Source organism: Pseudomonas sp. GXZC (genome assembly GCF_026967615.1).
In the GTDB taxonomy this organism is placed as follows: Bacteria; Pseudomonadota; Gammaproteobacteria; order Pseudomonadales; family Pseudomonadaceae; genus Aquipseudomonas; species Aquipseudomonas azotoformans_A.
Genome location: NZ_CP114115.1, coordinates 2,317,838 through 2,343,842, shown reverse-complemented (window position 1 = coordinate 2,343,842; position 26,005 = coordinate 2,317,838). Strand labels below are relative to the sequence as shown.

At 61.0% G+C, this 26,005-nt stretch carries 27 protein-coding genes; 21 read left to right on the top strand and 6 right to left on the bottom strand.

The genetic code is table 11. The features are described from left to right. Nucleotides 1-193 precede the first annotated feature (193 nt). The 4 genes from OZ428_RS11250 (at nucleotide 194) to OZ428_RS11235 (ending at nucleotide 4,032) form a co-directional block, all read left to right on the top strand. Nucleotides 194-655, top strand: coding sequence for a VOC family protein (locus tag OZ428_RS11250; RefSeq protein WP_269133391.1), 462 nt, complete (start codon nucleotides 194-196; stop codon nucleotides 653-655). A gap of 120 nt (nucleotides 656-775) precedes the next feature. After that, a complete protein-coding gene (locus tag OZ428_RS11245; RefSeq protein WP_178952077.1) occupies nucleotides 776-1,651 on the top strand; it encodes an alpha/beta fold hydrolase in 876 nt (291 codons plus the stop codon). A gap of 83 nt (nucleotides 1,652-1,734) precedes the next feature. Then, nucleotides 1,735-3,039: a dicarboxylate/amino acid:cation symporter gene (locus OZ428_RS11240; protein ID WP_177078229.1), complete on the top strand. Its 1,305-nt coding sequence runs from the start codon at nucleotides 1,735-1,737 to the stop codon at nucleotides 3,037-3,039. Nucleotides 3,040-3,117: 78 nt separating this feature from the next. Beyond that, the gene (locus tag OZ428_RS11235) at nucleotides 3,118-4,032 is read left to right on the top strand and encodes a LysR substrate-binding domain-containing protein (RefSeq protein ID WP_269133390.1); all 915 of its coding nucleotides are present in this window, start codon (nucleotides 3,118-3,120) and stop codon (nucleotides 4,030-4,032) included. Here OZ428_RS11235 and leuD read toward each other — a convergent pair. Beyond that, nucleotides 4,029-4,643 carry a 3-isopropylmalate dehydratase small subunit gene (gene leuD, locus OZ428_RS11230; protein ID WP_269133389.1) on the bottom strand — a complete coding sequence of 205 codons (615 nt, stop codon included), beginning with the start codon at nucleotides 4,641-4,643 and terminating at the stop codon, nucleotides 4,029-4,031. The genes OZ428_RS11235 and leuD overlap by 4 nt on opposite strands. Further along, nucleotides 4,640-6,058: a 3-isopropylmalate dehydratase large subunit gene (gene leuC / locus OZ428_RS11225; protein WP_269133388.1), complete on the bottom strand. Its 1,419-nt coding sequence runs from the start codon at nucleotides 6,056-6,058 to the stop codon at nucleotides 4,640-4,642. Before leuC ends, leuD begins: the two co-directional genes overlap by 4 nt. A 271-nt stretch (nucleotides 6,059-6,329) precedes the next feature. Here leuC and OZ428_RS11220 point away from each other — a divergent pair, with 271 nt between their 5' ends. The 8 genes from OZ428_RS11220 to OZ428_RS11185 are packed head-to-tail and all read left to right on the top strand — an operon-like array spanning nucleotide 6,330 to nucleotide 12,441. After that, nucleotides 6,330-7,532, top strand: coding sequence for a PepSY-associated TM helix domain-containing protein (locus tag OZ428_RS11220; RefSeq protein ID WP_269133387.1), 1,203 nt, complete (start codon nucleotides 6,330-6,332; stop codon nucleotides 7,530-7,532). Then, the gene (locus OZ428_RS11215) at nucleotides 7,529-8,065 is read left to right on the top strand and encodes a thiamine pyrophosphate-binding protein (protein ID WP_269133386.1); all 537 of its coding nucleotides are present in this window, start codon (nucleotides 7,529-7,531) and stop codon (nucleotides 8,063-8,065) included. Before OZ428_RS11220 ends, OZ428_RS11215 begins: the two co-directional genes overlap by 4 nt. After that, nucleotides 8,062-8,391 carry a hypothetical protein gene (locus tag OZ428_RS11210; RefSeq protein ID WP_033900312.1) on the top strand — a complete coding sequence of 110 codons (330 nt, stop codon included), beginning with the start codon at nucleotides 8,062-8,064 and terminating at the stop codon, nucleotides 8,389-8,391. The genes OZ428_RS11215 and OZ428_RS11210 overlap by 4 nt, the downstream gene beginning before the upstream one ends. Continuing rightward, complete coding sequence (locus OZ428_RS11205; RefSeq protein WP_016980242.1) at nucleotides 8,388-8,948, top strand: DUF6162 family protein; 561 nt, start codon at nucleotides 8,388-8,390, stop codon at nucleotides 8,946-8,948. The genes OZ428_RS11210 and OZ428_RS11205 overlap by 4 nt, the downstream gene beginning before the upstream one ends. Before the next feature lie 19 nt (nucleotides 8,949-8,967). Next, complete coding sequence (locus OZ428_RS11200; protein WP_061435970.1) at nucleotides 8,968-9,888, top strand: metal ABC transporter substrate-binding protein; 921 nt, start codon at nucleotides 8,968-8,970, stop codon at nucleotides 9,886-9,888. Further along, a complete protein-coding gene (locus OZ428_RS11195) occupies nucleotides 9,885-10,631 on the top strand; it encodes a metal ABC transporter ATP-binding protein (protein WP_269133385.1) in 747 nt (248 codons plus the stop codon). Before OZ428_RS11200 ends, OZ428_RS11195 begins: the two co-directional genes overlap by 4 nt. Further along, nucleotides 10,628-11,527, top strand: coding sequence for a metal ABC transporter permease (locus OZ428_RS11190; RefSeq protein ID WP_033900316.1), 900 nt, complete (start codon nucleotides 10,628-10,630; stop codon nucleotides 11,525-11,527). Before OZ428_RS11195 ends, OZ428_RS11190 begins: the two co-directional genes overlap by 4 nt. Next, nucleotides 11,527-12,441: a metal ABC transporter solute-binding protein, Zn/Mn family gene (locus OZ428_RS11185; protein WP_269133384.1), complete on the top strand. Its 915-nt coding sequence runs from the start codon at nucleotides 11,527-11,529 to the stop codon at nucleotides 12,439-12,441. The genes OZ428_RS11190 and OZ428_RS11185 overlap by 1 nt, the downstream gene beginning before the upstream one ends. Here OZ428_RS11185 and OZ428_RS11180 read toward each other — a convergent pair. Further along, a complete protein-coding gene (locus tag OZ428_RS11180; RefSeq protein WP_033900319.1) occupies nucleotides 12,422-13,147 on the bottom strand; it encodes a UTRA domain-containing protein in 726 nt (241 codons plus the stop codon). The genes OZ428_RS11185 and OZ428_RS11180 overlap by 20 nt on opposite strands. A gap of 351 nt (nucleotides 13,148-13,498) precedes the next feature. Here OZ428_RS11180 and OZ428_RS11175 point away from each other — a divergent pair, with 351 nt between their 5' ends. From OZ428_RS11175 to OZ428_RS11145, 7 genes are all read left to right on the top strand, one after another. Beyond that, the gene (locus tag OZ428_RS11175; RefSeq protein ID WP_269133383.1) at nucleotides 13,499-14,575 is read left to right on the top strand and encodes an ABC transporter substrate-binding protein; all 1,077 of its coding nucleotides are present in this window, start codon (nucleotides 13,499-13,501) and stop codon (nucleotides 14,573-14,575) included. A gap of 92 nt (nucleotides 14,576-14,667) precedes the next feature. Continuing rightward, nucleotides 14,668-15,474 (top strand): alkaline phosphatase family protein, encoded by an 807-nt coding sequence (locus tag OZ428_RS11170; RefSeq protein ID WP_269133382.1) that lies wholly within the window; start codon nucleotides 14,668-14,670, stop codon nucleotides 15,472-15,474. Further along, nucleotides 15,471-16,307: an ABC transporter permease gene (locus tag OZ428_RS11165; RefSeq protein WP_016980250.1), complete on the top strand. Its 837-nt coding sequence runs from the start codon at nucleotides 15,471-15,473 to the stop codon at nucleotides 16,305-16,307. The genes OZ428_RS11170 and OZ428_RS11165 overlap by 4 nt, the downstream gene beginning before the upstream one ends. After that, complete coding sequence (locus OZ428_RS11160) at nucleotides 16,294-17,094, top strand: ABC transporter permease (RefSeq protein ID WP_010211611.1); 801 nt, start codon at nucleotides 16,294-16,296, stop codon at nucleotides 17,092-17,094. The genes OZ428_RS11165 and OZ428_RS11160 overlap by 14 nt, the downstream gene beginning before the upstream one ends. Continuing rightward, complete coding sequence (locus OZ428_RS11155; RefSeq protein ID WP_033897698.1) at nucleotides 17,091-18,080, top strand: ABC transporter ATP-binding protein; 990 nt, start codon at nucleotides 17,091-17,093, stop codon at nucleotides 18,078-18,080. Before OZ428_RS11160 ends, OZ428_RS11155 begins: the two co-directional genes overlap by 4 nt. A 29-nt stretch (nucleotides 18,081-18,109) precedes the next feature. Continuing rightward, nucleotides 18,110-18,763, top strand: coding sequence for an HAD family hydrolase (locus tag OZ428_RS11150; protein ID WP_269133381.1), 654 nt, complete (start codon nucleotides 18,110-18,112; stop codon nucleotides 18,761-18,763). Between the two features lie 329 nt (nucleotides 18,764-19,092). Beyond that, on the top strand, nucleotides 19,093-20,043 hold the full coding sequence (locus OZ428_RS11145) for a transposase (protein WP_269131116.1): 951 nt from the start codon (nucleotides 19,093-19,095) through the stop codon (nucleotides 20,041-20,043). 149 nt (nucleotides 20,044-20,192) lie between these two features. Here the strand turns inward: OZ428_RS11145 and OZ428_RS11140 are convergent, their stop codons facing one another. Continuing rightward, on the bottom strand, nucleotides 20,193-21,155 hold the full coding sequence (locus tag OZ428_RS11140; protein WP_269133380.1) for a zinc-binding dehydrogenase: 963 nt from the start codon (nucleotides 21,153-21,155) through the stop codon (nucleotides 20,193-20,195). A gap of 138 nt (nucleotides 21,156-21,293) precedes the next feature. Between OZ428_RS11140 and OZ428_RS11135 the strand changes: the two genes are divergently transcribed. Then, on the top strand, nucleotides 21,294-23,375 hold the full coding sequence (locus tag OZ428_RS11135) for a carboxy terminal-processing peptidase (RefSeq protein ID WP_191982998.1): 2,082 nt from the start codon (nucleotides 21,294-21,296) through the stop codon (nucleotides 23,373-23,375). Nucleotides 23,376-23,493: 118 nt separating this feature from the next. Beyond that, nucleotides 23,494-25,263 (top strand): bifunctional diguanylate cyclase/phosphodiesterase, encoded by a 1,770-nt coding sequence (locus OZ428_RS11130; protein ID WP_028615784.1) that lies wholly within the window; start codon nucleotides 23,494-23,496, stop codon nucleotides 25,261-25,263. Here OZ428_RS11130 and OZ428_RS11125 read toward each other — a convergent pair. Continuing rightward, nucleotides 25,260-25,631, bottom strand: coding sequence for a hypothetical protein (locus OZ428_RS11125; RefSeq protein WP_005786715.1), 372 nt, complete (start codon nucleotides 25,629-25,631; stop codon nucleotides 25,260-25,262). The genes OZ428_RS11130 and OZ428_RS11125 overlap by 4 nt on opposite strands. Next, nucleotides 25,628-25,969: a helix-turn-helix domain-containing protein gene (locus tag OZ428_RS11120; RefSeq protein WP_061449434.1), complete on the bottom strand. Its 342-nt coding sequence runs from the start codon at nucleotides 25,967-25,969 to the stop codon at nucleotides 25,628-25,630. The genes OZ428_RS11125 and OZ428_RS11120 overlap by 4 nt, the downstream gene beginning before the upstream one ends. Nucleotides 25,970-26,005: the final 36 nt, after the last annotated feature.

Below are 26,005 nucleotides of genomic sequence, written 5' to 3'. Positions count from 1 at the left end.
ATTGCAGCTTCTGTGCCGAGCCCGGAAACCGGTGGTTTGGCCGTAAAAACGCGCCCCCTACCCGCTTATGGCGCAGCAAACTGCCGGTTCACTGTTGCCTGGCAAACACCTCGTCGGCTGCCCGCAGGCCCCGGCGTACGTGGCCTATAGTGAAAAGGCCGTCCCTCCATAACCACCACTCAAGGAGAACGAAATGAGCGTTAAGCCTATTCCCGAGGGTTTCCACAGTGTCACGCCCTACCTGGGCGTCGAAAAAGCGGCCGAAGCCATCGAGTTCTACAAGAAAGCCTTTGGTGCCATCGAAGCCATGCGCCTGGACATGCCCGACGGCAGAGTCGGCCACGCCGAGCTGCGTATCGGTGACTCGCCGATCATGCTGGGCTCACCCTGCGATGAAAGTGCGTTTGGCAGCCCCCGTGATGGCCACACCAGCGTCGGTTTGCATGTGTATGTCAATGACGTCGACGCGCAGTACAAACAAGCCATCGCAGCCGGTGGCACACCGATCTCCGAACCCAAGGACCAGTTCTACGGCGATCGCTCCGGCACGCTGAAGGATCCATTCGGCCATGTGTGGTTCCTGGCCACCCACAAGGAAGACCTGACTGAAACGCAGATCCGCGAACGAGCCGAAGCCATGTTCAAGCAAGGCTGATCAACGGGAGCCGGCTCGCCGGCTCCTACACACTTCATGAACAACCCCTCCACGCTTTCGCCCTTGCCCCGAACGCCGCGTGATTCCAGGATGCAGGCAATCATCACAAGGAGTCATTCCATGTTCGCCGGATTCCAAAAAGACAGCTGCCACGTCAACGGCGTGGACATCAGCTACCGCAAAGGCGGTACAGGTCCCGGCCTGCTCCTGCTGCACGGGCACCCGCAAACCCACGTCATCTGGCACAAAGTCGCCGAGCAATTGGCCGAGCACTTCACCGTGGTGGCGGCCGACCTGCGCGGTTATGGCGACAGCAGCAAACCGCCGGCCAATGACCATCACACCAACTACTCAAAACGCGAAATGGCCAGGGACGGCGTCGAGCTGATGCAAGCCCTGGGCTTCGAACAGTTCTCGGTGCTGGCCCATGACCGTGGCGCCCGTGTGGCCCATCGCCTGGCGCTGGATCATCCCAACGCTGTGCAACGCATGGTGCTGCTGGACATCGCGCCGACCCTGTCGATGTACGCACAGACCGACGAAGCCTTCGCCCGCGCCTACTGGCACTGGTTCTTCCTGATCCGTCCGGCGCCGTTGCCGGAGGCCTTGATCGAGGGTAACCCGGAGCTGTACCTGCGCAGCGTGATGGGCAGCCGCAGCGCCGGGCTCAAGCCGTTTACCGACGAGGCCTTCGCTGAATACCTGCGTTGCCTGAAACTGCCGGGCGCTGCCACTGGCATCTGCGAAGACTACCGCGCTGCCGCCGGTATCGACCTTGAGCACGACCAGGCGGATATCGACGCCGGCCATCACCTGAACCTGCCGTTGCTGGTGATGTGGGGCGCCGAAGGCACCGTCGGCCGCTGTTTCGAGCCGCTCAAGGAATGGCAGAAAGTCGCCACCGACGTGCGCGGCAAGGCCCTGCCGGCCGGCCATTACATTGCCGAAGAGGCTCCCGAGTTGTTGCTGGGCGAAGTCCTGACCTTCCTTCGCTGATCCCCTGATTCACTCCCCCACGCAGGCGCGCCAACGCCTGCGACGGGGTCTGCTTGCCCAAAAAAGACTGCGAGATAATAACAATGACAATCAGAAAACTGCTGGGAACCCTGTATATCCAGGTGCTCATCGCCATCGCGCTGGGCGTGTTGATTGGCCATCAATGGCCGCAGATCGGCATCGACCTCAAGCCCTTGGGCGACGGTTTCATCAAACTGATCAAGATGATCATCGGCCCGATTATCTTCTGCACGGTGGTGTCCGGCATCACCAGCATGCACGACGTGAAACAAGTCGGCCGCGTCGGCGGCAAGGCGCTGCTGTACTTCGAAGTCGTCTCGACCATTGCCCTGTTGATCGGCATTCTCGCCGCGCACCTGCTGCATCCGGGCGTCGGTTTCAATATTGACGTGAAAACCCTCGACAGCTCGGCCATCGCCGGTTTTGTCGGCCAGGCCGAACACGGTGAAGGCATCGTCGGGTTCCTGCTGCATGTGATCCCCGCGACGTTTTTCGATGCGTTCTCCAAGGGTGAAATCCTGCCGGTACTGTTCGTCTCGGTGCTGTTTGGCGTGGGCCTGGTGATGGTCGGTGAAAAGGGCCGGCCGTTGGTCGGGGTGATCAACCAGGCCAGCGAAGTGTTCTTCCGCATCGTCGGCATCATCAGCCGGGTCGCGCCAATCGGGGCGTTTGGTGCGATTGCGTTCACCATCGGCAAATACGGCGTGGGTTCGTTGCTGCCGTTGTTGAAGCTGGTGGGCACCTTCTATATCACCGCGTTTTTCTTCATAGCCGTGGTGCTGGGCAGCATCGCCCGCTACGCAGGGTTCAGCATTTTCAAATTGATGGGCTACATCAAGTCGGAGCTGCTGATCGTACTGGGCACCAGCTCGTCGGAATCGGCGTTGCCGCAATTGATCCAGAAACTTGAAAGCCTGGGCGCCTCCAAGGGCGTGGTGGGCATCGTGGTGCCGACCGGCTACACCTTCAATCTGGACGGCACCAACATCTATATGACCCTGGCGGTATTGTTCCTGGCCCAGGCCACCAACATCCACTTGCCGCTGGAACAGCAGTTGACGCTGCTGGCGGTGGCCATGCTGACGTCCAAGGGCGCCGGGGCGGTGGTCGGCGCGGGGTTTGTCGCATTGGCGGCGAGTTTGGCGGTGGTGCCGACCGTGCCGGTGGCAGCGATGGTGTTGATTCTCGGCGTTGATCGCTTCATGGCTGAATGCCGCTCACTGACCAATATCATCGGCAATGCCGTGGCCGCGCTGGTGGTGGCCGCCTGGGAGGGTGAGCTGGACCGCGAAAAAATGGCGCCTATCGCGCTCAAGCGCGGCCGACATGCGCGGGCAGCCGCTCAAGCGAAGATCGCTGCCGAGTAACCCAAGACGGCCTGGTGTGCCGGAAGGCACACCGATCCGGTGCTATTCTGGCGGCTCATGCCGCCAGCCCTGTTTCTGATGACCAATAAGAAAGATACCGTGCCCCTACCCGAAGACCTGCGGGTGTTCCTGACCGTGATCCGCAAGGCCGGCTTCGCAGCGGCCGCCGATGAGCTGGGCTTGTCGCCGGCCTATGTCAGCAAGCGCATCCAGATCCTTGAGACCACCCTGGCCACCCGCCTGCTGCACCGCACCAGCCGACGCATCGCCCTGACTGAAGACGGCGAGCGGGTGCAGCGCTGGGCCGTGCGTATCCTGGAAGACTTTCAGCAACTCTCCGATGAACTCTCCGATGCCCACGACAGCCCCCGTGGCCGCCTGCACCTGTGCAGCAGCTTTGGTTTCGGCCGCAACCATGTGGCGCCCGCTCTGTCGCTGCTGGCGGAACAATACCCGGACCTGGAAATCCGCCTGGACCTGTTTGACCGCGTGGTGGACATCGTCAGCGAAGGCTTCGATTTGGAGATCCGCGTGGGCGACGATATCCCCGGCCAGCACATCGGCCGCCGGCTGGTGAGCAACCGCCGCGTACTGTGCGCGGCGCCGGCTTATCTGCAGCGGCGCGGAACACCGCAACAGTTGAGCGACCTGGAGCAGCACGACTGCCTGGTGCTCAAGGAGCGCGATAACGCGTTTGGCATCTGGAACCTGGAACACGACGGCGCCCAGGAAAGCGTGCGCGTGCGCGGGCCGTTGTCGTCGAATAATGGCGAGATTGTGTTGCAGTGGGCGTTGGATGGGCGCGGGGTATTGCTGCGCTCGATGTGGGATGTGAAACCGCTATTGGAACAAGGCAAGCTGGTGCAGGTGCTGCACGGCTATACCCAGAGCGCCAACGTGTGGGCGGTGTACCCGACACGGTTGGCGTATTCCGGCAAGTTGCGCGCCTGCGTGGAGTTCATGCAGGAGCATTTCAAAGGGTTGTCGATTTAGCTCAGCCAGGGATTGGCTGACAGGTGCTGGCGCTCGAAGGCCTTGATCTCTTCACGGCGTTGCAAGGTGCTGCCGATGGCGTCCAAGCCCAATAGCAACGCAGTTTTACGCAGGGTATCAATCTGGAACGGGAGCACCTCGTCATCCGCCAAGCGAATGGCCTGGGCTTCAAGGTCCACGCTTATCTGCGCCTGGTCCGCCTGGCTGACCGTCTGGCCCAACCGCTGCAACACCGCCTCGTCCAAGGTGATCAACAACACCCCGTTGCGCTGGCAGTTGTCATAGAAAATCCCGGCAAAGCTGCTACCGATCAACGCGCGGATGCCCATTTGCTTCAAGCCCCATACCGCATGTTCACGGCTGGAACCGCAGCCGAAGTTCGGCCCCACCACCATGAAGCTCGCGCCCTGCCAGGCCGGCTGGTTCAGCACGAAGTCGGGGTTGGGCTCGCCGGACGGCAAGAAGCGCAAGTCGAAGAACAGCCCACGGTCCAGGCCGCTGCGGTCGATGCCCTTGAGGAATTGCTTGGGCATGATCACGTCGGTGTCGATGTTGGCCGCCAGCATCGGCGCGGCCTTGCCGGTGACCAGGGTGAAGGGTTGCAGGCTCATGGGCGCGCTCCAAAGTGGCGGATATCAGTAAGGCGACCGGTTATGGCAGCGGCGGCGACCATCGCCGGGCTCATCAGGTGGGTGCGGGCGCCCGCGCCCTGGCGGCCTTCGAAGTTGCGGTTGGTGCTGGAGGCGCAGCGGTCGCCGGGGGCCAGCACGTCGTCGTTCATCGCCAGGCACATCGAGCAGCCCGACTGGCGCCATTCGAAGCCAGCCTCGATAAAAATCGCTGCCAGCCCTTCGGCCTCGGCCTGGTCACGGACTTCGGTGGAGCCAGGCACGATCATCGCGCGCACATGGTCGGCCACGTGTTTGCCACGCACCACGCTGGCAGCGTCGCGCAGGTCTTCGATACGGGCGTTGGTGCAGGAGCCGATGAAGGCGTGGCTGATGACAATCTCGCTCAGCGGCATGCCGGCTTCCAGGCCCATGTAGTTGAGGGCACGGCGCATGTCCTGGCGCAGGATCAGGTCACTGACGTCCTGCGGGTCGGGCACGTGGGCGCCGATGGGCGCGGCCTGGTCAGGGCTGGTGCCCCAGGTGACCATGGGTTCCAGGGTGGAGGCGTCGAGTTGCACCTCCCGGTCGAACACCGCGCCGTCATCGGTGTGGAGTTTTCGCCACTCCAACAGCGCCTTTTCCCACAGCTCGCCTTGAGGTGCGCGTGGTTTGCCCTTGAGGTAGGCGAAGACTTTTTCGTCCGGTGCCATGAAGGCGCCGCGTGCGCCCGCTTCCACCGCCATGTTGCAGATGGTCATGCGCGCCTCGACGCTCAGCGCGTCGATAGTAGAGCCACGAAACTCAATGGCGTAACCCGTTGCACCGGACGCGCCGATCTTGCCGATCAGCGCCATGATCACGTCTTTTGAGGTCAAACCCGGCGCCAGGTCACCGTCTACCGTCACGCGCATAGTTTTCAGACGTTTGTAGACCAGGGTCTGGGAAGCCAGCAGGTGTTCGATTTCCGAGGTGCCGATGCCAAAACCAAAGGCCCCGAGGGCGCCGTAGGTGGTGGTGTGGCTGTCTCCGGCGGCAATCACCATGCCGGGCAGGATAAAACCCTGTTCCGGGGCGATTACGTGCTCGATGCCCTGGCGCTTGTCGAGGATGTCCAGCAGTTCGATGCCGAAGTCCCGGCAGTTCTCCGCCAGGTACGACACTTGCCGCGCACCGCCTGCATCCGGCATCGCAGCAATGCGCTTGGGCGTGGTGGGGTTCACATGGTCGACCACGGCCAACGCCGTGCCGGGACGCCACACCGTGCGCCCGGCTTCGCGCAAGCCGCTGAAGGCCTGAGGGCTGGTGTATTCGTTGATCACCTGGCGGTCTATATAAAGCAGGACATGGCCCTGGTCATCCAGGGAGCACACCGTGTGGGAGTCGATGTGTTTGTCGTAGAGGGTTCTGGCAGTCATTTCTAAGGCTCGCTCAACGGTATGAGCCCATCCTACGCAGCGCCCGGGCCCCATCAATGCCGCTTGGGTGATGGCTTGGAACATGTTTCGTGTTCGATCGAGGCGTTTAAGCGGCCTGAATGTGAACCTGAAACATTTTCTTTCATATGCGGCTTAGGGATTTCTCATTCTCATCCGTCTTAACTTAGATACAGCCTGTCGCGTCAGCAAAAGCTACGACTGGCCTTTTCCGGGCCTTCACTGCCCCCCTCCGATCAAGACCCACATTCACATGTCGAAGAAGTCACGCTCCAAACTCTGGTTTCTCGTACATAGCTGGTTGGCCTTGCCCATCTGGTTCTTTGTACTGATCGTCTGCGTCACCGGCACCCTGGCGGTGGTCAGCCAGGAGATCGTCTGGCTGGCCAACCCGGATATCCGCGCGAGCAAGCCGACGGACGACGCCGAACCCCTGAGCTATGATCAGGTGATCGCCGCGATCAAGCGCGAAGAGCCCCAGGTGTTCGTCCAGTCGATCAGCCGACCCGACGAATCCCATTTCGCCCTCAGCGTCGACCTCAGCTACCCCGATGGGCGTTCCGTGGAGGTCTACGTCAACCCCTACACCGGCGCGATCCAGGGCATCAGCCCGTCGTTCAACTTCCAGGCCTTTACCCGCGCCCTGCACGGCTGGTGGCTGGTGCCGTTTACCAATGGCTACAGCTGGGGCTGGTACCTGGTCTCGGCACTGGGTATCCCGCTGCTGGCGTCACTGGTCACCGGGCTGGTGGTGTACAAGAAGTTCTGGAAAGGATTCCTGCGCCCTACCCTACGTATTCGCCATGGCGCGCGGATCTTCTGGGGTGACTTCCACCGCTTGAGCGGTATCTGGTCGATCTGGTTCATCGCAGTGATTTCCGTCACCGGCATCTGGTTCCTGATCCGGGCGATCTTGGGCGACAACCAGATCTCGATTTCCACCGAGCCGGTCATCCCGGTGATTGCACGGGAAAAAGTGCCGATGTCGGCACCCGGCGTGCCGGCCCCCATGATTCCCGTGGACGAGGCGATCCAGATCGCCACCCAGCGCATCCCTGGCCTGGAGGCGAGCTTCATCAGCCTGCCGCTCAATGCTTATAGCCACCTGCAGATCGGCGGGCGCGGCTGGTATCCGCTGATGTTCCAGACCGCGCAGATCAACCCCTATGACGGCGAAGTCGCGGCGGCGCACTTGCTGTCCGACCGCTCGAAGCTGGAGTTCGTCACCGAATCCATGCGCCCGCTGCACACCGGCGACTTTGGTGGGCTCTGGATCAAGCTGATCTGGGCGTTCTTCGGCCTGATCATGAGCATGATGGTGTTGAGCGGCCTGCTGATCTGGACCAAGCGCACCGCCCTGGCCACCCTCAATGCCCTCAAGCGTGAAGCCAAGACCCAACACAAGCCGGCGGCCATCCCCGCCAGACAGGCTGAAACCTCGGAGGTCACGCCATGAGCCAGGTCACTGCTGCTAAACCTTCGCCGCTGCGGGCCTTCTGGCTGAAATGGCGCTTCCACATCAATGTGCTGCTGTTGCTGATCCCCCTGGGCTTCATGCCCAAGTATTTCGCCGACGCGGCGCTGTTTCGCGGCGACACCGGCATCGGCGAGCGGGTGGCCGGTGAAGTGCAGGTCGGCCCCTGGAGCCTGACCCTCGCGGAGTTCCGCAATGAAGGCCCGCGTCCCGACCCGGCCGGCCCGATGAAGTTTTTCAACGCTGCCCTGTGTGACACCTGCGCCGACCAGGTCAAGGCCACCTACCTGCGCATCGGCAAACCGCGCAGCCTGCGCGCCGCCGGGGTGATCTTCTTTGGCACGCCGTACCGCATGGGCGCCGGCCTGCCGATCCCGGAACGCACACCCGCCGACGCCGAACTGTGGGTCACCATGGAAGGCTGGGACGGCACGATGCACCAGGGATCCATCCCGTTGAGCCAGGCCTCGCCTGCCACTATTGCCTGGCTGAACAAGCAAGGAGTTAAACCATGACTTTGATGCGCATGACCCGCGCCTGTGGCGTCCTGTTGATGTGCGCCGGTTTCAGTACCGTCGCCCTGGCCCACAACCCGATGTGCGAGTGCAAGGAAATCCCCGGCGAGCAGATCCAGTGCAAGGGCGGCTTCTCCGACGGCAGCGGCGCGCCCGGCGTGACCCTCGATGTGATCGGCTACGACGAAACCATCCTGATGCCCGGCAAGCTGGGTGAGGACTCGACCCTGACCTTCAAGAAGCCGTCGGCCGAGTTCTACGTGTTATTTGATGCAGGCCCAGGCCATGTGGTGGAAATCGACCAAGCGGATATCCAGCCGCAATGACGACCACACAGGTTGTACGCCCCGCCGGTGCCGGTCACGAAACCCTCTACGTGCTGCTGTTGTGCCTGATCATCCTCGCGGTGGCCGGCTCAGTGATCGCATTGCACGGTGAATCCCAGGAAGTAGCGGCCGTGCCCAGCCATCAATTGGACGCGCGCCGCGACCTGAGCGCCGCCGAGCAAGGTATCTATGCCGACCTGCGCGTTACCCTGGATGAGATCCAGCTGTTGCAGCAGGAGCAAAGCGCGCTGCCCAGCCCGGCGCAGCTGGCCGAAGAAGGCTTTGCGCCCTTTGCCCAGGACGCCAGTTCGGTCAGCCGTGGCGATCACCGCTGGCAATTGCTGGAGCCTTCGGCCTACCTGGGCTTGAGCCAGGCACCGGCCACCGCCGGCTCACTGCTGATGCGTGTGCACGGTGCCGAACCGGATATCTGGCTCAATCGCCAGGCCAACCTCGCCGCCCCTTCCGACCTTACTGACCAGGCGCTGATCGCGGCCGGCTGGCAGCAAGTGGTCGCGCAATTCGATGCCGGCGTCACCCGCCAGCACCGTCACTGAACGAGAAGACCGATTGCCCATGTCTATTTCATCTCCCCTGTTGCGCCTGTTGCTGGTTGGCCTGCTCAGCCTGATGCTGGCTCCCCTGGCTAATGCTGAGGCGGCCAAGCGCCTGCGTATCGGCATCACCCTGCACCCTTATTACAGCTACGTAGCGAATATCGTCGGCGACAAGGCCGAAGTGGTGCCGCTGATTCCGGCCGGTTTCAACCCGCATGCCTACGAGCCGCGCGCCGAAGACATCAAGCGCATCGGCACCCTGGACGTGATCGTGCTCAACGGCGTCGGCCACGATGATTTCGCCGACCGCATGATCGCCACCAGCGAACGCCCGGACATCCCGGTGATCGAGGCCAACGCCAACGTACCGCTGCTGGCGGCCACCGGTAACGCCGCGCGCGGTGCGGGCAAGGTGGTCAACCCGCATACGTTCCTGTCGATCAGTGCGTCGATTGCCCAGGTCAACAATATCGCCCGCGAACTGGGCAAGCTCGACCCGGACAACGCCAAGACCTACACCCAGAACGCCCGTGCCTACGGCAAGCGTCTGCGCCAGATGCGCGCCGATGCGCTCGCCAAGCTGACCAGCGCGCCTAACCCGGACCTGCGCGTAGCCACCGTGCACGCGGCCTATGACTACCTGCTGCGCGAATTCGGCCTGGAAGTCACCGCCGTGGTCGAACCGGCCCACGGCATCGAGCCAAGCCCGAGCCAGTTGAAGAAGACCATCGATGAACTGCGCGCCCTGGATGTGAAGGTGATCTTCTCGGAGATGGATTTCCCGTCCACCTACGTCGACACCATCCAGCGTGAGTCCGGGGTCAAGCTGTACCCGCTGTCGCATATTTCCTACGGCGAATACAGCGCCGAGAAGTACGAAGTGGAGATGACCGGCAACCTCAATACGGTGGTGCGGGCGATTCAGGAGTCCGGATCATGACGGCGGCGGAACAGCTGAATGCCGTCAGCGTCGGCCCGACGCTTGAGTTCGATCAGGTTGCGCTAACGCTGGGACGCACGGTGATCCTGGATGACGTGAGCTTCCAGGTACAGCCGGGCAGTATCCATGCACTGGTCGGCCCCAACGGCGGCGGCAAAAGCTCGTTGATCAAAACGCTGCTCGGGCAAACCCCTCATCAGGGACGCTTGAGCCTGCACTGGCCAGCCGCGCCCGGCACCATCGGTTATGTGCCGCAGGCCCTGGAATTTGATCGGGGCTTGCCGATGACCGTGGATGATTTCATGGCCGCCATGTGCCAGCGGCGCCCGGCGTTTCTGGGCCTGTCCAAGCATTACGCCGGTGCGATTGGCGAAGCGCTGGAGCGCGTCGGCATGCAGGACAAACGCAAGCGACGCATGGGCGCGCTGTCCGGCGGGGAACGCCAGCGCGTGTTACTGGCCCAGGGACTGATCCCGGCGCCACAGCTGTTGGTGCTGGATGAACCGATGTCGGCGCTGGATGAAGCCGGTATCCAGGTGTTCGAACGCCTGCTCAATGACTGGCGCCTGGCCGGGATCACCGTGTTGTGGATCGAGCATGACCTGGAGGCCGTGGGCCGCCTGGCCGACCGCGTCACCGGCCTGAACCGCCGCGTGCTGTTCGACGCCACGCCTAAAGAGGCGTTGACCCCGGATCGCCTGCTGACCCTGTTCTCCACCCACCCTCGGAGCCCGGCGCAATGAGTTATGAAGCTTTTCGCTTGATGGTCCAGGGCTGGGCCTCTTCCGGTTATCTGCCGGAAGCGCTGGCCTACGGTTTTGTGGTCAACGCCCTGCTCGCCGGTCTGCTGATCGGCCCGGTACTGGGCGGTTTGGGCACGCTGGTGGTGGTCAAGCGCTTCGCGTTTTTCTCCGAAGCGGTCGGCCACGCCGCGCTGACCGGCGTGGCGGTGGGCATTCTACTCGGTGAACCCTACACCGGCCCGTATGGCGCGTTGTTCGGCTACTGCCTGCTGTTCGGCATCCTGCTCAATTACCTGCGCAACCGCACCGGCCTGGCGCCGGACACCTTGATCGGCGTGTTCCTGTCGGTGTCCCTGGCGCTGGGTGCGAGCCTGTTGCTGATTTTGGCGGGCAAGATCAACGTGCATATCCTTGAGAACGTGCTGTTCGGCTCGGTGTTGACGGTCAACGGCAACGACCTGCTGGTGCTGGCGGTGGTCGGCTCGCTGGTGATGGCCCTGGCGCTGCCGCTGTACAACCGCATCATGTTGGCCAGCTTCAATCCACAATTGGCAGCGGTGCGCGGCGTGGCGGTGAAGACCTTGGATTATCTGTTCGTGATCCTGGTGACGCTGATCACCGTCGCGGCGGTCAAGGTCATCGGCGCGATCCTGGTGGGGGCGCTGTTGGTCATTCCGGCCGCAGCGGCACGCCTGTTGAGCCAGTCGCTCAAGGGCTTCTTCTGGATCTCGGTCGCGATTGCCACCGTCAGCACCCTGTGCGGGATCTTGCTGCCGATCATCTTCGACCTGCCTGTGCCGTCCGGTGCCGCCATCATTCTGGTCGCCGGTATCGCCTTCGCCCTGGCCGCCATCGCGCGCGGCACAGTGCCCAGCCTTAAAGGGAATCTTGGATAATGCGCTCCGTTCTTTCTCCCCTGGCCCTGGCCATCGCTTGTTTATTCACCACGCCATTGATGGCGGCTGAAGCGGCCAAACCGGCGGCCCACGCGGCAAAACCGGTCAAAGTGCTGGCCTCGCTGCCGATCACCTATGGCCTGGCTGAAGTACTGCTCAAAGGCACCGACGTGCAGCTCGAACGCGCCGCCCCGGCCAACCTGCCGGGTTCGCGGCAAGTGTCCTACTTCACCGGCCGAGGCGCGCCAGCTCTGAGCAAATTGGCACTGGACGCCGACGCTGCCATCGGCCTGCGCTCGCTGTGGGCCGATGACCCGCTCTACCCGGTGGCGCGGCGCAGCAACATCCGCATCGTTGAAGTCGACGCTGCACGTCCGGTGGACGGCGGTCTGCCGGGCATCGCGGTGCAGCCGGGCGTCACCGATGGCCTGAACAGCCAGCCGTGGCAGTCGAGCAACAACATGGGACGCATGGCCGATGTGCTGGCCGCCGACCTGGGCCGCCTGGCGCCCACTGCCAAACCGAAGATCGACGCCAACCTCGCCCTCCTCAAGCAGCGCCTGCTCAAGCTCACCGCCGACAGCGAGGCGCGACTGGCCAAGGTGGATAACCTGAGCGTGGTCAGCCTGAGTGATCACTTCGCGTATCTGGTCAGCAGTTTGAACCTGGAAGTGCTCAGCACCGATGCGCGACCCGACGCGGAGTGGACGCCTGAGGCCTTGCAGAAACTGAGTGCCGAGCTGAAGGACAACGAGGTGGCAGTGGTGCTGCATCATCGGCAGCCGAGTGACGCGGTGAAGGCGGCTATCACGGCCGGTGATTCAAAACTGTTGGTGTTGAATGTGGACGGTGCCGAGCCGGTGACAGAGCTGGAAACCAATGTGGATCAGGTGATCAAGGCGCTGACCCCATAACATCCACACCCACATGAATGGCATCATGCCGCCAGAACTCCAGGTCGCAGTCGATCAACCGCTGGTGCTGATCATAATTGACCCGGGCGATCCGCAAGCCCGGGCTGCCCACCGACACGCGCAACGCGGCGGCGGCTTCCACCGGCAGTGAGGTCGGCACGATTTCAAAGCGCACGCGCCCGTAGTGCAGGTCGTACTTGCGCGCGTACAACTCAGTCATCGACTGATTCAAATCACACGCCAGGATCCCCGGAAAATACTGCGGGTTCAGGTAGTGCTCCACATACAGTACCAAGCGCCCATCAATCCGCCGTCCCCGGCAAATCTGGATCACACTGGACAGCGCCGGCAACTGCAACCACGCACACACCGCCGCCGAGGCCGGTTGCAGGCGTGCAGAGATGACTTCCGTAGAAGCAACCCGCCCCTGGTCGCTGACCATGGCGTGAAAGTGGCTGCGTTGCATCAGGTTGTACGCCAGCCGTGGCGGTGAGACAAACCAACCACGCCGCTCCTCGCGATAGATCTGGCCCTGCGCCTCAAGTTGTAACAAGGCTTCCCGCACCGTAATCCGGGTGGTACCAAACAACTCGCTGAGCTTGCGCTCGGCAGGCAGTTTGCTGGCAGGCGGCAACAAACCGTGGTCGATCTGCTCTTGCAGCGCCAGGCCAATGGATGTCACCGCCTTGATTGCCTCATCACGCATCAACGTTACCTATCTGGACTAGACCAGCACCGATCCGGTGCACAAACCGCTGCGTAAACCGGCCAACACTCATGCTTGCCAGCCTAGGCATTACAGATGACCGACAGATGACAGTCCGTATCCATCGCCCTTAGCACACCCTGCAATACATCGGCCAAGTCCAATCAATGCGGGCACTTGGGCATGGTCTACGCTAACTCTGCGACAAGCGACATCAGCGATTTAAAAACGACATCGACATGAAACTGTCATCCATCGAGCCTAGATTGGCTCAGGTATTGCTGACCTAGACCAACACCACCGCAAACGTCGATAAAAACGCAGCGTTGAAAACGCCCAAAGGAGCTTCGGATGAAACAGCTTTTCCTGGCATCACTGTTAGGCTCGACCATTGCCATGTGCACCGCCGCCATGGCCGCTGATACCGATCTAAAAACCCTGGAAGCTGCCGCAAAGGCAGAAGGCGCCGTCAACAGCGTCGGCATGCCCGATGACTGGGCCAACTGGAAAGGCACCTGGGAAGACCTGGCCAAGACCTACGGCCTCAAGCACATCGACACCGACATGAGCTCGGCCCAGGAAATCGCCAAGTTCAAGGCTGAGAAAGACAACGCCAGCGCCGACATCGGTGACGTGGGCGCAGCGTTCGGTCCGATTGCGGTGAAGCAGGAAGTGACACAGCCGTACAAACCGTCCACCTGGGCCCAGGTGCCGGATTGGGCGAAAGACAAAGACGGTCACTGGGCCCTCGCCTATACCGGCACCATTGCCTTTATCGTTAACAAAAAGCTGCTGCACGGATCCGAGGTGCCGACCAGCTGGGCTGAGCTGCAAAACGGCAAGTACAAGGTCTCCATCGGTGACGTGAGCACCGCAGCGCAAGCGGCCAACGGTGTACTGGCAGCCGCCATCGCCAATAAAGGCGACGAAAAGAACATCGCCCCCGGCCTGCAATTTTTCACCAAGATCGCCCAGCAAGGCCGTCTGTCGCTGTCCAACCCGACCATCGCCACCATGGAAAAAGGCGAAGTCGAAGTGGGCGTGGTCTGGGACTTCAACGGCCTGAGCTACAAGGCCAAGATGGCCAACCCGGATGACTACGTGGTGCTGATCCCATCGGACGGCTCGGTGAAATCCGGCTACACCACCATCATCAACAAATACGCCAAGCACCCGAACGCTGCCAAGCTGACCCGCGAATACATCTTCAGCGACGCCGGCCAACTCAACCTGGCGAAAGGCAATGCGCGTCCGATCCGCGCTGAAACCGACCTGAAACTGCCAGCCGATATCGCCAAGAACCTGATCCCGGGCGAGCAGTACACCAAGGCCAACCCGCAGCCGATCAAGGATGCGGATGCTTGGGAAGCGACTTCCAAAAAGCTACCTCAGCTGTGGAACGAGCAGGTCATCGTAGAGATGAAGTAATCAAAGCAAACCTCTGTAGGAGCCGGCTTGCCGGCTCCTACCGATCTGATACCACCTGATCCAAGCCCATCTGTTGCGGAGCCCCAGCCCCCATGAAGCACACTGTCATCCTTGTCGTGCTCGACGGCCTGAACTTCGAGGTTGCGAGGCACGCCATGGGGCACTTGCAGGCCTATGTCGGCGCAGGACGCGCAGCCCTCTACAAACTGGAATGTGAACTGCCCGCCCTATCCCGCCCGCTGTATGAATGCATCCTCACCGGCGTGCCTCCGATCCAGAGCGGCATCGTGCACAACAACGTCTCGCGCCTGTCCAACCAGCGCAGCATTTTCCATTACGCCACCGACGCCGGCTTGACCACGGCAGCGGCGGCTTACCATTGGGTCAGCGAGTTGTACAACCGCACGCCCTTCCTCGCCGCTCGCGACCGTCATACCGACGACAAGTCACTGGCTATCCAGCACGGGCATTTTTACTGGAATGACCACTACCCGGATTCCCACCTGTTTGCCGACGCCGAGAGCCTGCGCCTCAAACACGCGCCGAACTTCCTGGTGGTGCACCCGATGAACATCGACGACGCCGGCCACAAGCACGGCCTCGACACCCCGCAATACCGCAACAGCGCACGCTCGGCCGACATTATCCTGGCCGATTACCTGCAAGCCTGGCTCGACGCCGGATACCAAGTGCTGGTGACCGCCGACCACGGCATGAACAACGACCGTTCCCACAACGGCCTCTTGCCGGAAGAGCGCGAAGTGCCGCTGTTTGTCCTCGGCAATGCCTTCAGCCTGAACCCCAACGCCATGCCGAAACAGACCGACCTGTGCGGCACCGTCTGCGAGTTGCTCGGCGTGCCCCACGACAAACCTGTCTGCCGGGAGCTGTTGAAATGATCCGTGGCAAATGGCTGGCACTGTTGTGCCTGGTGCCCTTCGCACTGTTCTTTATCGTGTTCGAAATCGCCCCGCTGGTCTGGGTGCTGATCAACAGCCTGCAGACCGAAGAAGCCGGTTGGGGTGTGGAAAACTTCGTACGTATCTTCAGCTCGAAGTTCTACCTGCAAGCCATCCAGTTCAGTTTGGAAATCAGCTTCTACTCAAGCATTTTCGGCATCATCATCGCCACGCTGGGCAGCTACTCGTTACGTCGGGTGGATTCGCCGCTGCGTAACTTCGTCACCGCTTTCGCCAACATGACCAGCAACTTTGCCGGCGTGCCCTTGGCCTTCGCGTTCATCATTCTGCTGGGTTTCAACGGCAGCATCACGATCATGCTCAAGCAGGCGGGGATCATTCAGGACTTCAACCTGTATTCGAAGACCGGCTTGATCATCCTCTATACCTACTTCCAGATTCCCCTGGGCGTGTTGCTGCTGTACCCGGCCTTCGATGCGTTGCGCGAAGACTGGCGTGAGTCGGCTGCACTGCTCGGCGCGAATGGCTGGCAGTTCTGGCGGCATATCGGCCTGCCCGTGCTCACCCCGGCCCTGCTTGGTACGTTCGTGATCCTGCTGGCCAACGCCCTGGGCGCCTATGCCACGGTGTACGCCTTGACCACCGGTAACTTCAACGTGCTGCCGATCCGTATCGCCGGGCTGGTTTCCGGTGATGTGTCCCTCGACCCGAACATGGCCAGCGCCCTGGCCGTGGTGCTGGTGGCGCTGATGACCGTGGTCACCGTGGTCCATCAACTGCTGCTCAAGAGGAGCTACCATGTCTCGCGCTGAAGCCGGCCCGGCCTCCCTCTACCATCGGGTGGTGGTGTGGCTGTTGTTTGCAATCCTGGTGCTGCCGTTGGTGGGCACCTTCGTCTACTCCATTGCCAGCAGTTGGTCAGCGACCATCCTGCCTGCCGGCTTCACGGTGAAGTGGTACGTGCAGCTGTGGAGCGACCCGCGCTTTTTGATGGCCTTCGGGCAGTCGTTGCTGGTGTGTGTCGGCGCGCTGATCCTGTCGGTGGTGCTGATTTTGCCGCTGCTGTTCGTGGTGCATTACCACTTCCCCAAGCTCGATGCATTGATGAACATCCTGATCCTGCTGCCCTTCGCGGTGCCACCGGTGGTGTCGTCGGTGGGTTTGCTGCAGTTGTATGGCTCCGGGCCGATGGCGATGGTCGGCACGCCGTGGATTTTGATCGGTTGCTACTTCACCGTCGCGCTGCCGTTCATGTACCGGGCAATCACCAACAACCTGCAAGCCATCAACCTGCGCGACCTGATGGACGCCTCGCAACTGCTCGGCGCCAGCACCTGGCAGGCGGCGATCCTGGTGGTGCTGCCGAACCTGCGCAAAGGCTTGATGGTGGCGTTGCTGCTGTCGTTCTCGTTCCTGTTCGGTGAGTTCGTATTCGCCAACATCCTGGTGGGCACCCGCTACGAGACCCTGCAGGTGTACCTGAACAACATGCGCAACAGCAGCGGCCATTTCACCAGTGCCGTCGTGATCTCCTATTTCTTCTTTGTGCTGGTGCTGACCTGGGCCGCCAACATCTTGAACAAGGACAAAAGCCAATGAGCTTCGTCAGCGTCCAACACCTGCAAAAAGGCTACGCCGGCACCCCGGTGTTTAGTGACATCAACTGCGAGATCGCCAAGGGCGAGTTCGTCACCCTGCTCGGCCCGTCCGGTTGCGGCAAATCCACACTGCTGCGGTGCATTGCCGGCCTGACCTCGGTGGACAGTGGGAAAATCCTGCTGGATGGGCAGGACATCGTCCCATTGAGCCCGCAGAAACGTCACATCGGCATGGTGTTCCAGAGCTATGCACTGTTCCCCAACATGACCGTGGAGCAGAACGTCGCGTTCGGCCTGCGCATGCAAAAGGTCAATGCTGACGACAGCCACAAGCGCGTGCAGGAAGTGCTGCAACTGGTAGAGCTCAAGGACCTCGCCGGTCGTTACCCGCACCAGATGTCCGGCGGCCAGTGCCAGCGCGTGGCCCTCGCCCGCTCCCTGGTCACCCGTCCACGTTTGTTGTTGCTGGATGAGCCGCTGTCGGCGCTGGATGCACGGATTCGCAAGCACCTGCGCGAGCAGATCCGCCAGATCCAGCGCGAACTGGGGCTGACCACGATCTTCGTGACCCATGACCAGGAAGAAGCCCTGACGATGTCCGACCGGATCTTCCTGATGAACCAGGGCAAGATCGTGCAGAGCGGCGATGCCGAGACCCTCTACACCGCGCCGGTCGACGTGTTCGCCGCTGGCTTTATCGGCAACTACAATCTGTTGGACGCCGACAAGGCCAGCCAATTGCTGCAACGCCCGATCAATAGCCGCATTGCCATTCGCCCGGAGGCCATCGAACTGAGCCGCGATGGCGACCTGGACGCCCTGGTGCGCAGCCACAGCCTGTTGGGCAACGTGATTCGCTACCGCATCGAAGCGCGCGGCGTGGAGTTGGTGGTGGATGTGCTCAACCGTTCGGCTGACGATCTGTACCCCGAGGGGCAACGCCTGGCACTTTCCATCGACCCCAGCGCCCTGTGTGAAGTAGCCTGATGCAACGATTGATTGAGAGAGCGTGACCGATGGCATTGGTAATTTTTGATCTGGACGACACCCTCATCCACGGTGACTGCGCCACCCTGTGGAGCGAGCAGATGGGTCGCCTGGGCTGGGTCGACCCTGAGTCGTTCATGCGCAAGAACCACGAACTGATGGACGCCTACAGCCAGGGCAAGCTGAAAATGGAAGACTTCATGGACTTCAGCCTGGAGCCGATGATCGGCCGCACGCCGGAGGAAATCGAGCATCTGGTGGAGCCCTGGGTCGAGGACGTGATCGAGCCGCTGATCTACAGCGAAGCCACCAAGACCATCGCCCGTCATCGGGCCAATGGCGACCGGATCCTGGTGATCTCGGCGTCGGGCACGCACTTGGTCACGCCGATTGCGGCGCGGATCGGGATTGATGAAGTGCTGGGGATCAACCTTGAAGTCAGCCATGGTGTGTACAGCGGGCGTACCGTGGGGGTACTGACCTATCGCGAAGGCAAGATCACGCGGCTGGTGGAATGGCTGGAGCAGGAAGGCGAGTCGCTGGAGGGCGCGTATTTCTATTCGGATTCGCGTAATGACTTGCCGTTGTTGCTGAAGGTGGATCATCCGCAGGTGGTGAATCCGGATCCCGTGTTGCGCGAGCATGCCGAAAAGGCTGGCTGGCCGATCCATCACTGGATCTGACACGCCTTTTTTTGAACTGGAAACCCAATCACCTGTGGGAGCTGGCTTGCCTGCGATGGCGGTGTTTCAGATGAAATATTCTTCACTGATACACCGCCATCGCAGGTAAGCCAGCTTGTGTCTTCAAGATCTCTTAAACTCAGAAGGGTGAGAGCAGTGGATGGCAGACTGAAAGCCAGCGGTGCTTAAAGCACGAGTGGGAGCCAAGTCGCCATCCACCTCTCACTCTGACCAGAAGCCCGAACAGTTGGATGAGCGGCAAAACTCGAAATCACAAGCTAGGGATAGGTCAGAGTGCTCTCACTTCTTGAGTGTAAGAGGGTTTGGCGATGATTTCCTACTATGTTGGTCTCGATGTTTCGAAAGCGACTGTGGATGTGGGGTTTCTTCCTGCGAATTACACGCAGTTTCAGGTCAGTAATGACCTTGAGGGCTTCACTCGGCTGATCACATGCCTGAACGAGCTTGAGGTGGGAAGGGTCTTGCTTGAAGCCACCGGCGGCTATGAAAGGGCATTGCTCAGAGCCTTGCGGTTGGAGGGTTTGAATGTCTTTCGCGTCAATCCAAAACGCGCTCGCGACTATGCGAGAGCAATGGGCAAGATAGCTAAAACCGATAAGATCGATGCTCAGATGCTGGCGAAATTTGCGAGAGATTTCGAGGACTTGCCGCATGTTGAACCGAATAAGGATCGGGATGAGCTGGGCGAATTGCTCAAGCTGCGAGGCAGCTTGGTCAAGAGCCGGGACAGCGACAAGCGCCGGATGAAGCAAACCACATGCGCTAAAGCCATATCCACTTACACCGATCACATCGCTTACCTGGAGGGCCAGATCAAGTCATTGGGTAAGGAGATTGAGGATGCCTCGACCGTGCTGGATCAGGAGAAAGCCAGACGACTGAGGTCGGTGAAAGGGATCGGAGCCATCACCTGCGGAACGCTCTTGGCATTTCTTCCTGAGCTTGGAACCGTGTCGGGACGCAAGATTGCGGCTTTGGCAGGGTTAGCGCCCTACAACAACGATAGCGGCAAGAAGAGCGGCCCTAGATCAATCGAGGGCGGGCGCTATACGGTGCGTGGCGCAACCTATATGTCGACCTGGTCAATGGTTCAGCACGATCCGCAAGTCAAAGCCGAATATGAGGCTCTGCGAGCGCGAGGCAAGCTTGCGAAGGTCGCTGTTGTGGCATGCATGCGAAAGCTCTTGATTCGTCTAAACGCAATGCTGCGAGATGGCACGGGTTGGAGAGAGCAGAAATCTCAGGTCCCCGCAGCCTGATAACAAATGAGGGGCACTTTACTGAAGCGCGGGCTTCGCCAGTAATACCGCTACGCGGTATTACTGGCGAAGCCATGTCCGAAAGGATTATTTTTAAAATAAATCCTCAAAGACAGTTGCTCCCACATTGATTGTATTTCAAGCTGAGATCAGCTCAGCTTCTCATCAATCACCAACACCAACTTCCCGGAAATCTGGTTACTCGCCAACTCGGCAAACGCCGCCTCGGCATCCTCTATCGCAAAGGTCTTGGCCAGTTGCGGGCTAAGGCGCCCTTCAACAAACAACGGCCAAACATGCTGGCTCAAGTCGCTGAACAGGTCGGCCTTGAACTGATCACTGCGGCTGCGCAAAGTCGAGCCCAATAGCTGAATACGCTTGCCCAGCACCTGCGCCAGGTCCAACTTGGCCTCGCGACCGCCCATCAAACCGATCAACACCCAACGGCCATCCAGGGCGAGCAGCTTGAGATCCAGCGCCGCATAGTCGCCACCCACCGGGTCGAGGATCACATCAAACGGCCCGAAATCCCGCAGCCCTTCGAGGCCATCGGTGCGTACCACGCCGCCCTGGGCGCCTAGCGCCTCGCAATAGGCCAGGCGCTCCGCCGAGCCGACGCTGACCCAGCACGGGCTGCCGAACGCCTTGCACAACTGGATCGCTGCCGAGCCCACGCCACTGGCGCCAGCATGCAGCAGCACTTTCTCACCGGGTTTGAGGCCGGCCAGTTGGAACAGGTTGAGCCACGCGGTGCTGTACACCTCAGGCAACGCCGCCGCTTCGATCAGCGACAATCCTTCCGGCACCGGCAGAACGTGACGCGCATCCACCACCACTTCCTCGGCCATGCCACCCCCGGCCAACAGCGCGCAGACACGGTCACCGACTTGCCAGGATGAGCCCGCCCCCACTTCGCTGATCACCCCGGAACACTCCAGGCCCAGCACCTGGCTGGCGCCTGGCGGCGGTGGATAAAGCCCCGCGCGCTGTAATAAATCGGCGCGATTGAGGCCCGCTGCCGCCACACGAATGCGAACTTGCCCTACATCGCACGTAGGAACGGGTTCTTCCAACCACGCCACATGACCGTCAACGCCTTGCAATGCTTTCACACTGCCTCCATAGTGAGTCTGGACTGAGCCCGTAGCTGTATCGCCGGGCTTTTTGCATTATGCGACCGGACCATATGGAACCGGCTCCCTCAAAGACGGCCTAATATGCGTTATCAATTGCCCCCGCGTCGAATCAGCATGAAGCATTTGTTCCCCAGCACCGCCCTCGCTCTTTTCATTGGTCTCGGCTTTGCGTCGATGTCGACCAATACGTTCGCAGCCAACAGCTGGGACAACCTTCAGCCGGATCGCGATGAGGTGATTGCCAGCCTTAACGTCGTCGAGTTGCTCAAGCGCCATCACTACAGCAAGCCGCCGCTGGACGACGCGCGCTCGGTGATCATCTATGACAGCTACCTCAAGCTGCTGGATCCGTCGCGCAGCTACTTCCTGGCCAGCGACATCGCCGAGTTCGACAAGTGGAAAACCCAGTTCGACGACTTCCTCAAGAGCGGCGACCTGCAACCCGGCTTCACCATCTACAAGCGCTACCTGGACCGCGTCAAAGCGCGTCTGGACTTCGCCTTGGGTGAGCTGGACAAAGGCGTCGACAAGCTCGACTTCACCCAGAAGGAAACCCTTCTGGTGGACCGCAAGGACGCGCCTTGGCTGACTAGCACCGCCGCCCTCGACGACCTGTGGCGCAAACGCGTCAAGGACGAGGTGCTGCGCCTGAAGATCGCCGGCAAAGAGCCTAAGGCCATCCAGGAGCTGCTGACCAAGCGCTACAAGAATCAGCTCGCGCGTCTGGACCAGACCCGCGCCGAAGATATCTTCCAGGCCTACATCAATACCTTCGCGATGTCCTACGATCCGCACACCAATTATCTGTCGCCAGATAACGCGGAAAACTTCGATATCAACATGAGTCTGTCGCTGGAAGGCATCGGTGCCGTCCTGCAAAGCGACAACGACCAGGTCAAGATCGTGCGTCTGGTGCCAGCAGGCCCGGCAGATAAAACCAAGCAAGTGGCTCCGGCCGACAAGATCATCGGTGTTGCCCAGGGTGACAAAGAGATGGTCGACGTGGTCGGCTGGCGCCTGGACGAAGTGGTCAAGCTGATCCGTGGGCCGAAAGGCAGCGTGGTGCGCCTGGAAGTGATTCCGCACACCAATGCGCCGAACGACCAGACCAGCAAAATCGTGTCCATCACCCGTGAAGCGGTGAAGCTCGAAGACCAGGCCGTGCAGAAGAAAGTCCTCAACCTCAAGCAGGATGGCAAGGACTACAAGCTGGGCGTCATCGAAATCCCGGCCTTCTACCTGGACTTCAAGGCCTTCCGCGCGGGCGATCCGGACTACAAGTCCACCACCCGTGACGTCAAGAAAATCCTGACAGAACTGCAGAAGGAAAAAGTCGACGGCGTGGTCATCGACCTGCGCAACAACGGCGGCGGTTCCCTGCAGGAAGCCACTGAGCTGACCAGCCTGTTTATCGACAAGGGTCCGACCGTGTTGGTGCGCAACGCTGACGGCCGTGTGGATGTGCTGGAAGACGAGAACCCAGGTGCCTTCTACAAAGGCCCGATGGCGTTGCTGGTCAACCGCCTCTCGGCTTCGGCTTCGGAGATTTTCGCCGGCGCCATGCAGGACTATCACCGCGCCCTGATCATCGGCGGCCAGACCTTCGGCAAAGGCACCGTGCAGACCATCCAGCCGCTTAACCATGGCGAGCTGAAACTGACGCTGGCCAAGTTCTACCGGGTTTCCGGGCAGAGCACCCAGCACCAGGGCGTACTGCCGGACATCGATTTCCCGTCGATCATCGACACCAAGGAAATCGGCGAAAGCGCCCTGCCGGAAGCCATGCCGTGGGACACCATCCGCCCAGCCATCAAGCCCGCTTCGGATCCGTTCAAGCCATTTCTGGCGCAGTTGAAGGCTGACCACGATACCCGCTCCGCCAAGGATGCCGAGTTCGTGTTTATCCGCGACAAGCTGGCCCTGGCGAAGAAGCTGATGGAAGAAAAAACCGTCAGCCTCAATGAAGTGGATCGCCGCGCGCAGCACTCCGACATCGAAAACAAGCAGCTTGTCCTGGAAAACATCCGCCGCAAGGCCAAGGGTGAAGATCCACTCAAGGAGCTGAAGAAAGAAGACGAAGACGCGCTGCCGGCCGAAGCCGACAAGACCAAGCCGGAAGACGACGCCTACCTGGCCGAGACGGGCCGGATCCTGCTGGACTACCTGAAGGTCAGCAAACAGGTGGCCAAGCAGTAAATGATGGCGATTTAATGTGATCGCTCCGCGGAGTGTCATCATATAGACATCATTCTGTCGTGAAATGAAGGACCGCAGGTTTCCAGCCTGCGGTCCTTTTTTTTCGATCGAGATCGCCATGACCATGACCGAACAGCTGAATGCATTGGGCGTTATCCTGGCTCAAGGCAGTTTGCACAGCCTGTTCCAACCGATCATCAGCCTGTCTGAACGGCGCATTCTCGGCTATGAAGCCCTCAGTCGTGGGCCTTCCAACAGCCCGCTGCACTCCCCCATCGCCCTGTTCTCGGTGGCCAGCCAGGCCGGGCGACTCAGTGAGTTGGAGATCGCCTGCCGCGAAAGCGCGTGCCGACGCTTCAGTGAACAGAAGCTACCGGGCAAGCTGTTCCTCAATGTCTCGCCACAATCGTTGATGGAAACTGCACATCAACCAGGGCGCACCCTGCAATTGCTGCGTGACTTCGGTATTCCACCGAGCCAAGTGGTAATCGAGCTCACCGAGCAAACCCCCACCAACGATATCGATTTACTGCAAACCGCCCTGCACCACTACCGCAACATGGGGTTCTCGATTGCCCTGGACGACCTGGGCGCCGGTTATTCCAGCCTGCGCCTATGGTCGGAGCTGCGCCCGGACTATGTGAAGATCGACCGCCACTTCATCGACGGCATCCATCAGGATGCGCTCAAGCGGGAATTTGTCGGCTCCATCCTGCAAATTGCCAAGGCGTCTCGGGCCCAAGTGATTGCCGAAGGGATCGAGTTGCCTGAAGAGTTGGCGGTACTGACGGAGATGGGCGTGGACCTGGTCCAAGGCTACCTGCTCTGCCGTCCCCAGGAGCAACCGCCGCAGGAAGCGCGCCTGATGCTGCCCAAGCCCGACAGCGCCAACGTGGCACTGAACGACGAAGGCAGCGACCTCAGCGCCTTGCTCAGCGAACAGCCGGCGGTGGATCAGGACACCGCCACCGCCCAGGTGCTGGAAGCGTTCCGGCGCCAGGCCAACCTCAATTCCCTGGCGGTGCTGGATGGGCGCGGGCACCCAATCGGTATCGTCCACCGGCATTCACTCTCGGATGCACTGCTGAAACCCTTCGCCACCGACCTGTTTGCGCGCAAGCCCATCAGCCGCTTGATGAGCACCGACTTTCTGGCGGTGGAGCTGAGTCAGTCCCTGCAGCAAGTCAGCCGTTTGCTTACCAGTCGCGCGCGGCAACGCATCGAAGAAGACTTCATCATCACGCTCAATGGCGATTACCTGGGCCTGGGTCGGGTGATCGATGTGCTCAAGCTGATCACCGAGCTGAAGATCCAACAAGCGCGCTACGCCAACCCGCTGACCCTGCTGCCGGGCAACGTGCCGATCCAGCAGTGCCTGACGCGATTGCTGCAGCAACAGCGCGAATCGGTGATCTGCTACGTGGATATCGACAGCTTCAAGCCATTCAACGATATCTACGGCTATGGGCGTGGGGATGAGGTGTTGTTGTGCCTGGCGCAGTGCCTGAACGACCGTGTCGACCCCAGCCGCGACTTTGTCGGGCATATCGGCGGTGATGACTTTTTGCTGGTACTGGGCCCGCAGGATTGGCGCAAACGCCTTAATCAGCTGCTGGATGACTTCCACACCCAATGCCGACGTTTCTACCGCGCCGAACACCTTGAAGCGGGCTGCTTCGTGGCGCTCAACCGCCAGGGCGTGCGCCAGGAGTTTGCGCTGCTGTCACTGTCTATCGGCGTGGTGCATTTGTATCCACAGGCCTGCGGACAACTCGATGCCAGCCAGTTGGCGGAGCTGGCCTCGCAGGCCAAGCACCATGCCAAGGATATGGCCGGCTATAGCATCCATGTGATCGACAGCATGGACGCGCTGCCCCAGGCGCTTTAGGCCTCGGCAGACTCCGGGTACTCGTATTCGAACACCCGCACCACTTCCGATGCGTGCCAAGAGGCAGCGGCCACGCCATCGGACGGCCCGCTGAAACGGCCCAGGCGCTCGACACATTCAAAGAAACCGGTACGCGGCAGGCGACTGGCGCCCTGGCTTATCACCAGCGAGCTACGCAGCGGCTGCTCGGCCTTGGCGTCCAACGCCGCCAGGTGCTCCAGAGCGGCAGCCAGGGTCTGCATGGCCGGCGTGGGGAATTGCAAGCGCTCCAGCAGCGCGCGGTAGGTCAGCAAATGGCGCTGGCGGCGCGCCTGGTCCAGTTCGTTGAGTAACCCATCCCAGTGTTGACGGCTGATACGTAGGCTCAAGATTCATCCCTCCAACCTGCAACGCCCAATTCCCAGGCCAGGCTGCGGCGGATTGCGGCATCCGGCTGGCGTTCACCACTTTCAATCAATCCAAGATATGAGGGGCTGATCCCCACGGTGCGGGCCAGGGTTTCGATCGCCAGGCCTTTGCCCTCACGCAAGCCGCGCAGGTCTGCGAGCGGGCGCAGGTCCTGTACAGGGGCGGCTTGGGCAGGCGATGAAAGAGGAGGAAGCGTCGGTTGTTGCTGACCGGCAGCTTTTAGCAGCGCCTGGTACTGATCCCATGGCAACACCGCGTACTCGGGTTCGCCATTGCGTGAAATTATCTGAATATCCATGACTGCCCCGTAGGATAACTGCACTTACTTAGTAAG

Coding starts and splice junctions, on each gene's coding strand:
- OZ428_RS11250 (WP_269133391.1), top strand. CDS start 194: ATGAGCGTTAAGCCTATTCCCGAGGGTTTCCACAGTGTCACGCCCTAC.
- OZ428_RS11245 (WP_178952077.1), top strand. CDS start 776: ATGTTCGCCGGATTCCAAAAAGACAGCTGCCACGTCAACGGCGTGGAC.
- OZ428_RS11240 (WP_177078229.1), top strand. CDS start 1,735: ATGACAATCAGAAAACTGCTGGGAACCCTGTATATCCAGGTGCTCATC.
- OZ428_RS11235 (WP_269133390.1), top strand. CDS start 3,118: ATGACCAATAAGAAAGATACCGTGCCCCTACCCGAAGACCTGCGGGTG.
- leuD (WP_269133389.1), bottom strand. CDS start 4,643: ATGAGCCTGCAACCCTTCACCCTGGTCACCGGCAAGGCCGCGCCGATG.
- leuC (WP_269133388.1), bottom strand. CDS start 6,058: ATGACTGCCAGAACCCTCTACGACAAACACATCGACTCCCACACGGTG.
- OZ428_RS11220 (WP_269133387.1), top strand. CDS start 6,330: ATGTCGAAGAAGTCACGCTCCAAACTCTGGTTTCTCGTACATAGCTGG.
- OZ428_RS11215 (WP_269133386.1), top strand. CDS start 7,529: ATGAGCCAGGTCACTGCTGCTAAACCTTCGCCGCTGCGGGCCTTCTGG.
- OZ428_RS11210 (WP_033900312.1), top strand. CDS start 8,062: ATGACTTTGATGCGCATGACCCGCGCCTGTGGCGTCCTGTTGATGTGC.
- OZ428_RS11205 (WP_016980242.1), top strand. CDS start 8,388: ATGACGACCACACAGGTTGTACGCCCCGCCGGTGCCGGTCACGAAACC.
- OZ428_RS11200 (WP_061435970.1), top strand. CDS start 8,968: ATGTCTATTTCATCTCCCCTGTTGCGCCTGTTGCTGGTTGGCCTGCTC.
- OZ428_RS11195 (WP_269133385.1), top strand. CDS start 9,885: ATGACGGCGGCGGAACAGCTGAATGCCGTCAGCGTCGGCCCGACGCTT.
- OZ428_RS11190 (WP_033900316.1), top strand. CDS start 10,628: ATGAGTTATGAAGCTTTTCGCTTGATGGTCCAGGGCTGGGCCTCTTCC.
- OZ428_RS11185 (WP_269133384.1), top strand. CDS start 11,527: ATGCGCTCCGTTCTTTCTCCCCTGGCCCTGGCCATCGCTTGTTTATTC.
- OZ428_RS11180 (WP_033900319.1), bottom strand. CDS start 13,147: ATGCGTGATGAGGCAATCAAGGCGGTGACATCCATTGGCCTGGCGCTG.
- OZ428_RS11175 (WP_269133383.1), top strand. CDS start 13,499: ATGAAACAGCTTTTCCTGGCATCACTGTTAGGCTCGACCATTGCCATG.
- OZ428_RS11170 (WP_269133382.1), top strand. CDS start 14,668: ATGAAGCACACTGTCATCCTTGTCGTGCTCGACGGCCTGAACTTCGAG.
- OZ428_RS11165 (WP_016980250.1), top strand. CDS start 15,471: ATGATCCGTGGCAAATGGCTGGCACTGTTGTGCCTGGTGCCCTTCGCA.
- OZ428_RS11160 (WP_010211611.1), top strand. CDS start 16,294: ATGTCTCGCGCTGAAGCCGGCCCGGCCTCCCTCTACCATCGGGTGGTG.
- OZ428_RS11155 (WP_033897698.1), top strand. CDS start 17,091: ATGAGCTTCGTCAGCGTCCAACACCTGCAAAAAGGCTACGCCGGCACC.
- OZ428_RS11150 (WP_269133381.1), top strand. CDS start 18,110: ATGGCATTGGTAATTTTTGATCTGGACGACACCCTCATCCACGGTGAC.
- OZ428_RS11145 (WP_269131116.1), top strand. CDS start 19,093: ATGATTTCCTACTATGTTGGTCTCGATGTTTCGAAAGCGACTGTGGAT.
- OZ428_RS11135 (WP_191982998.1), top strand. CDS start 21,294: ATGAAGCATTTGTTCCCCAGCACCGCCCTCGCTCTTTTCATTGGTCTC.
- OZ428_RS11130 (WP_028615784.1), top strand. CDS start 23,494: ATGACCATGACCGAACAGCTGAATGCATTGGGCGTTATCCTGGCTCAA.
- OZ428_RS11120 (WP_061449434.1), bottom strand. CDS start 25,969: ATGGATATTCAGATAATTTCACGCAATGGCGAACCCGAGTACGCGGTG.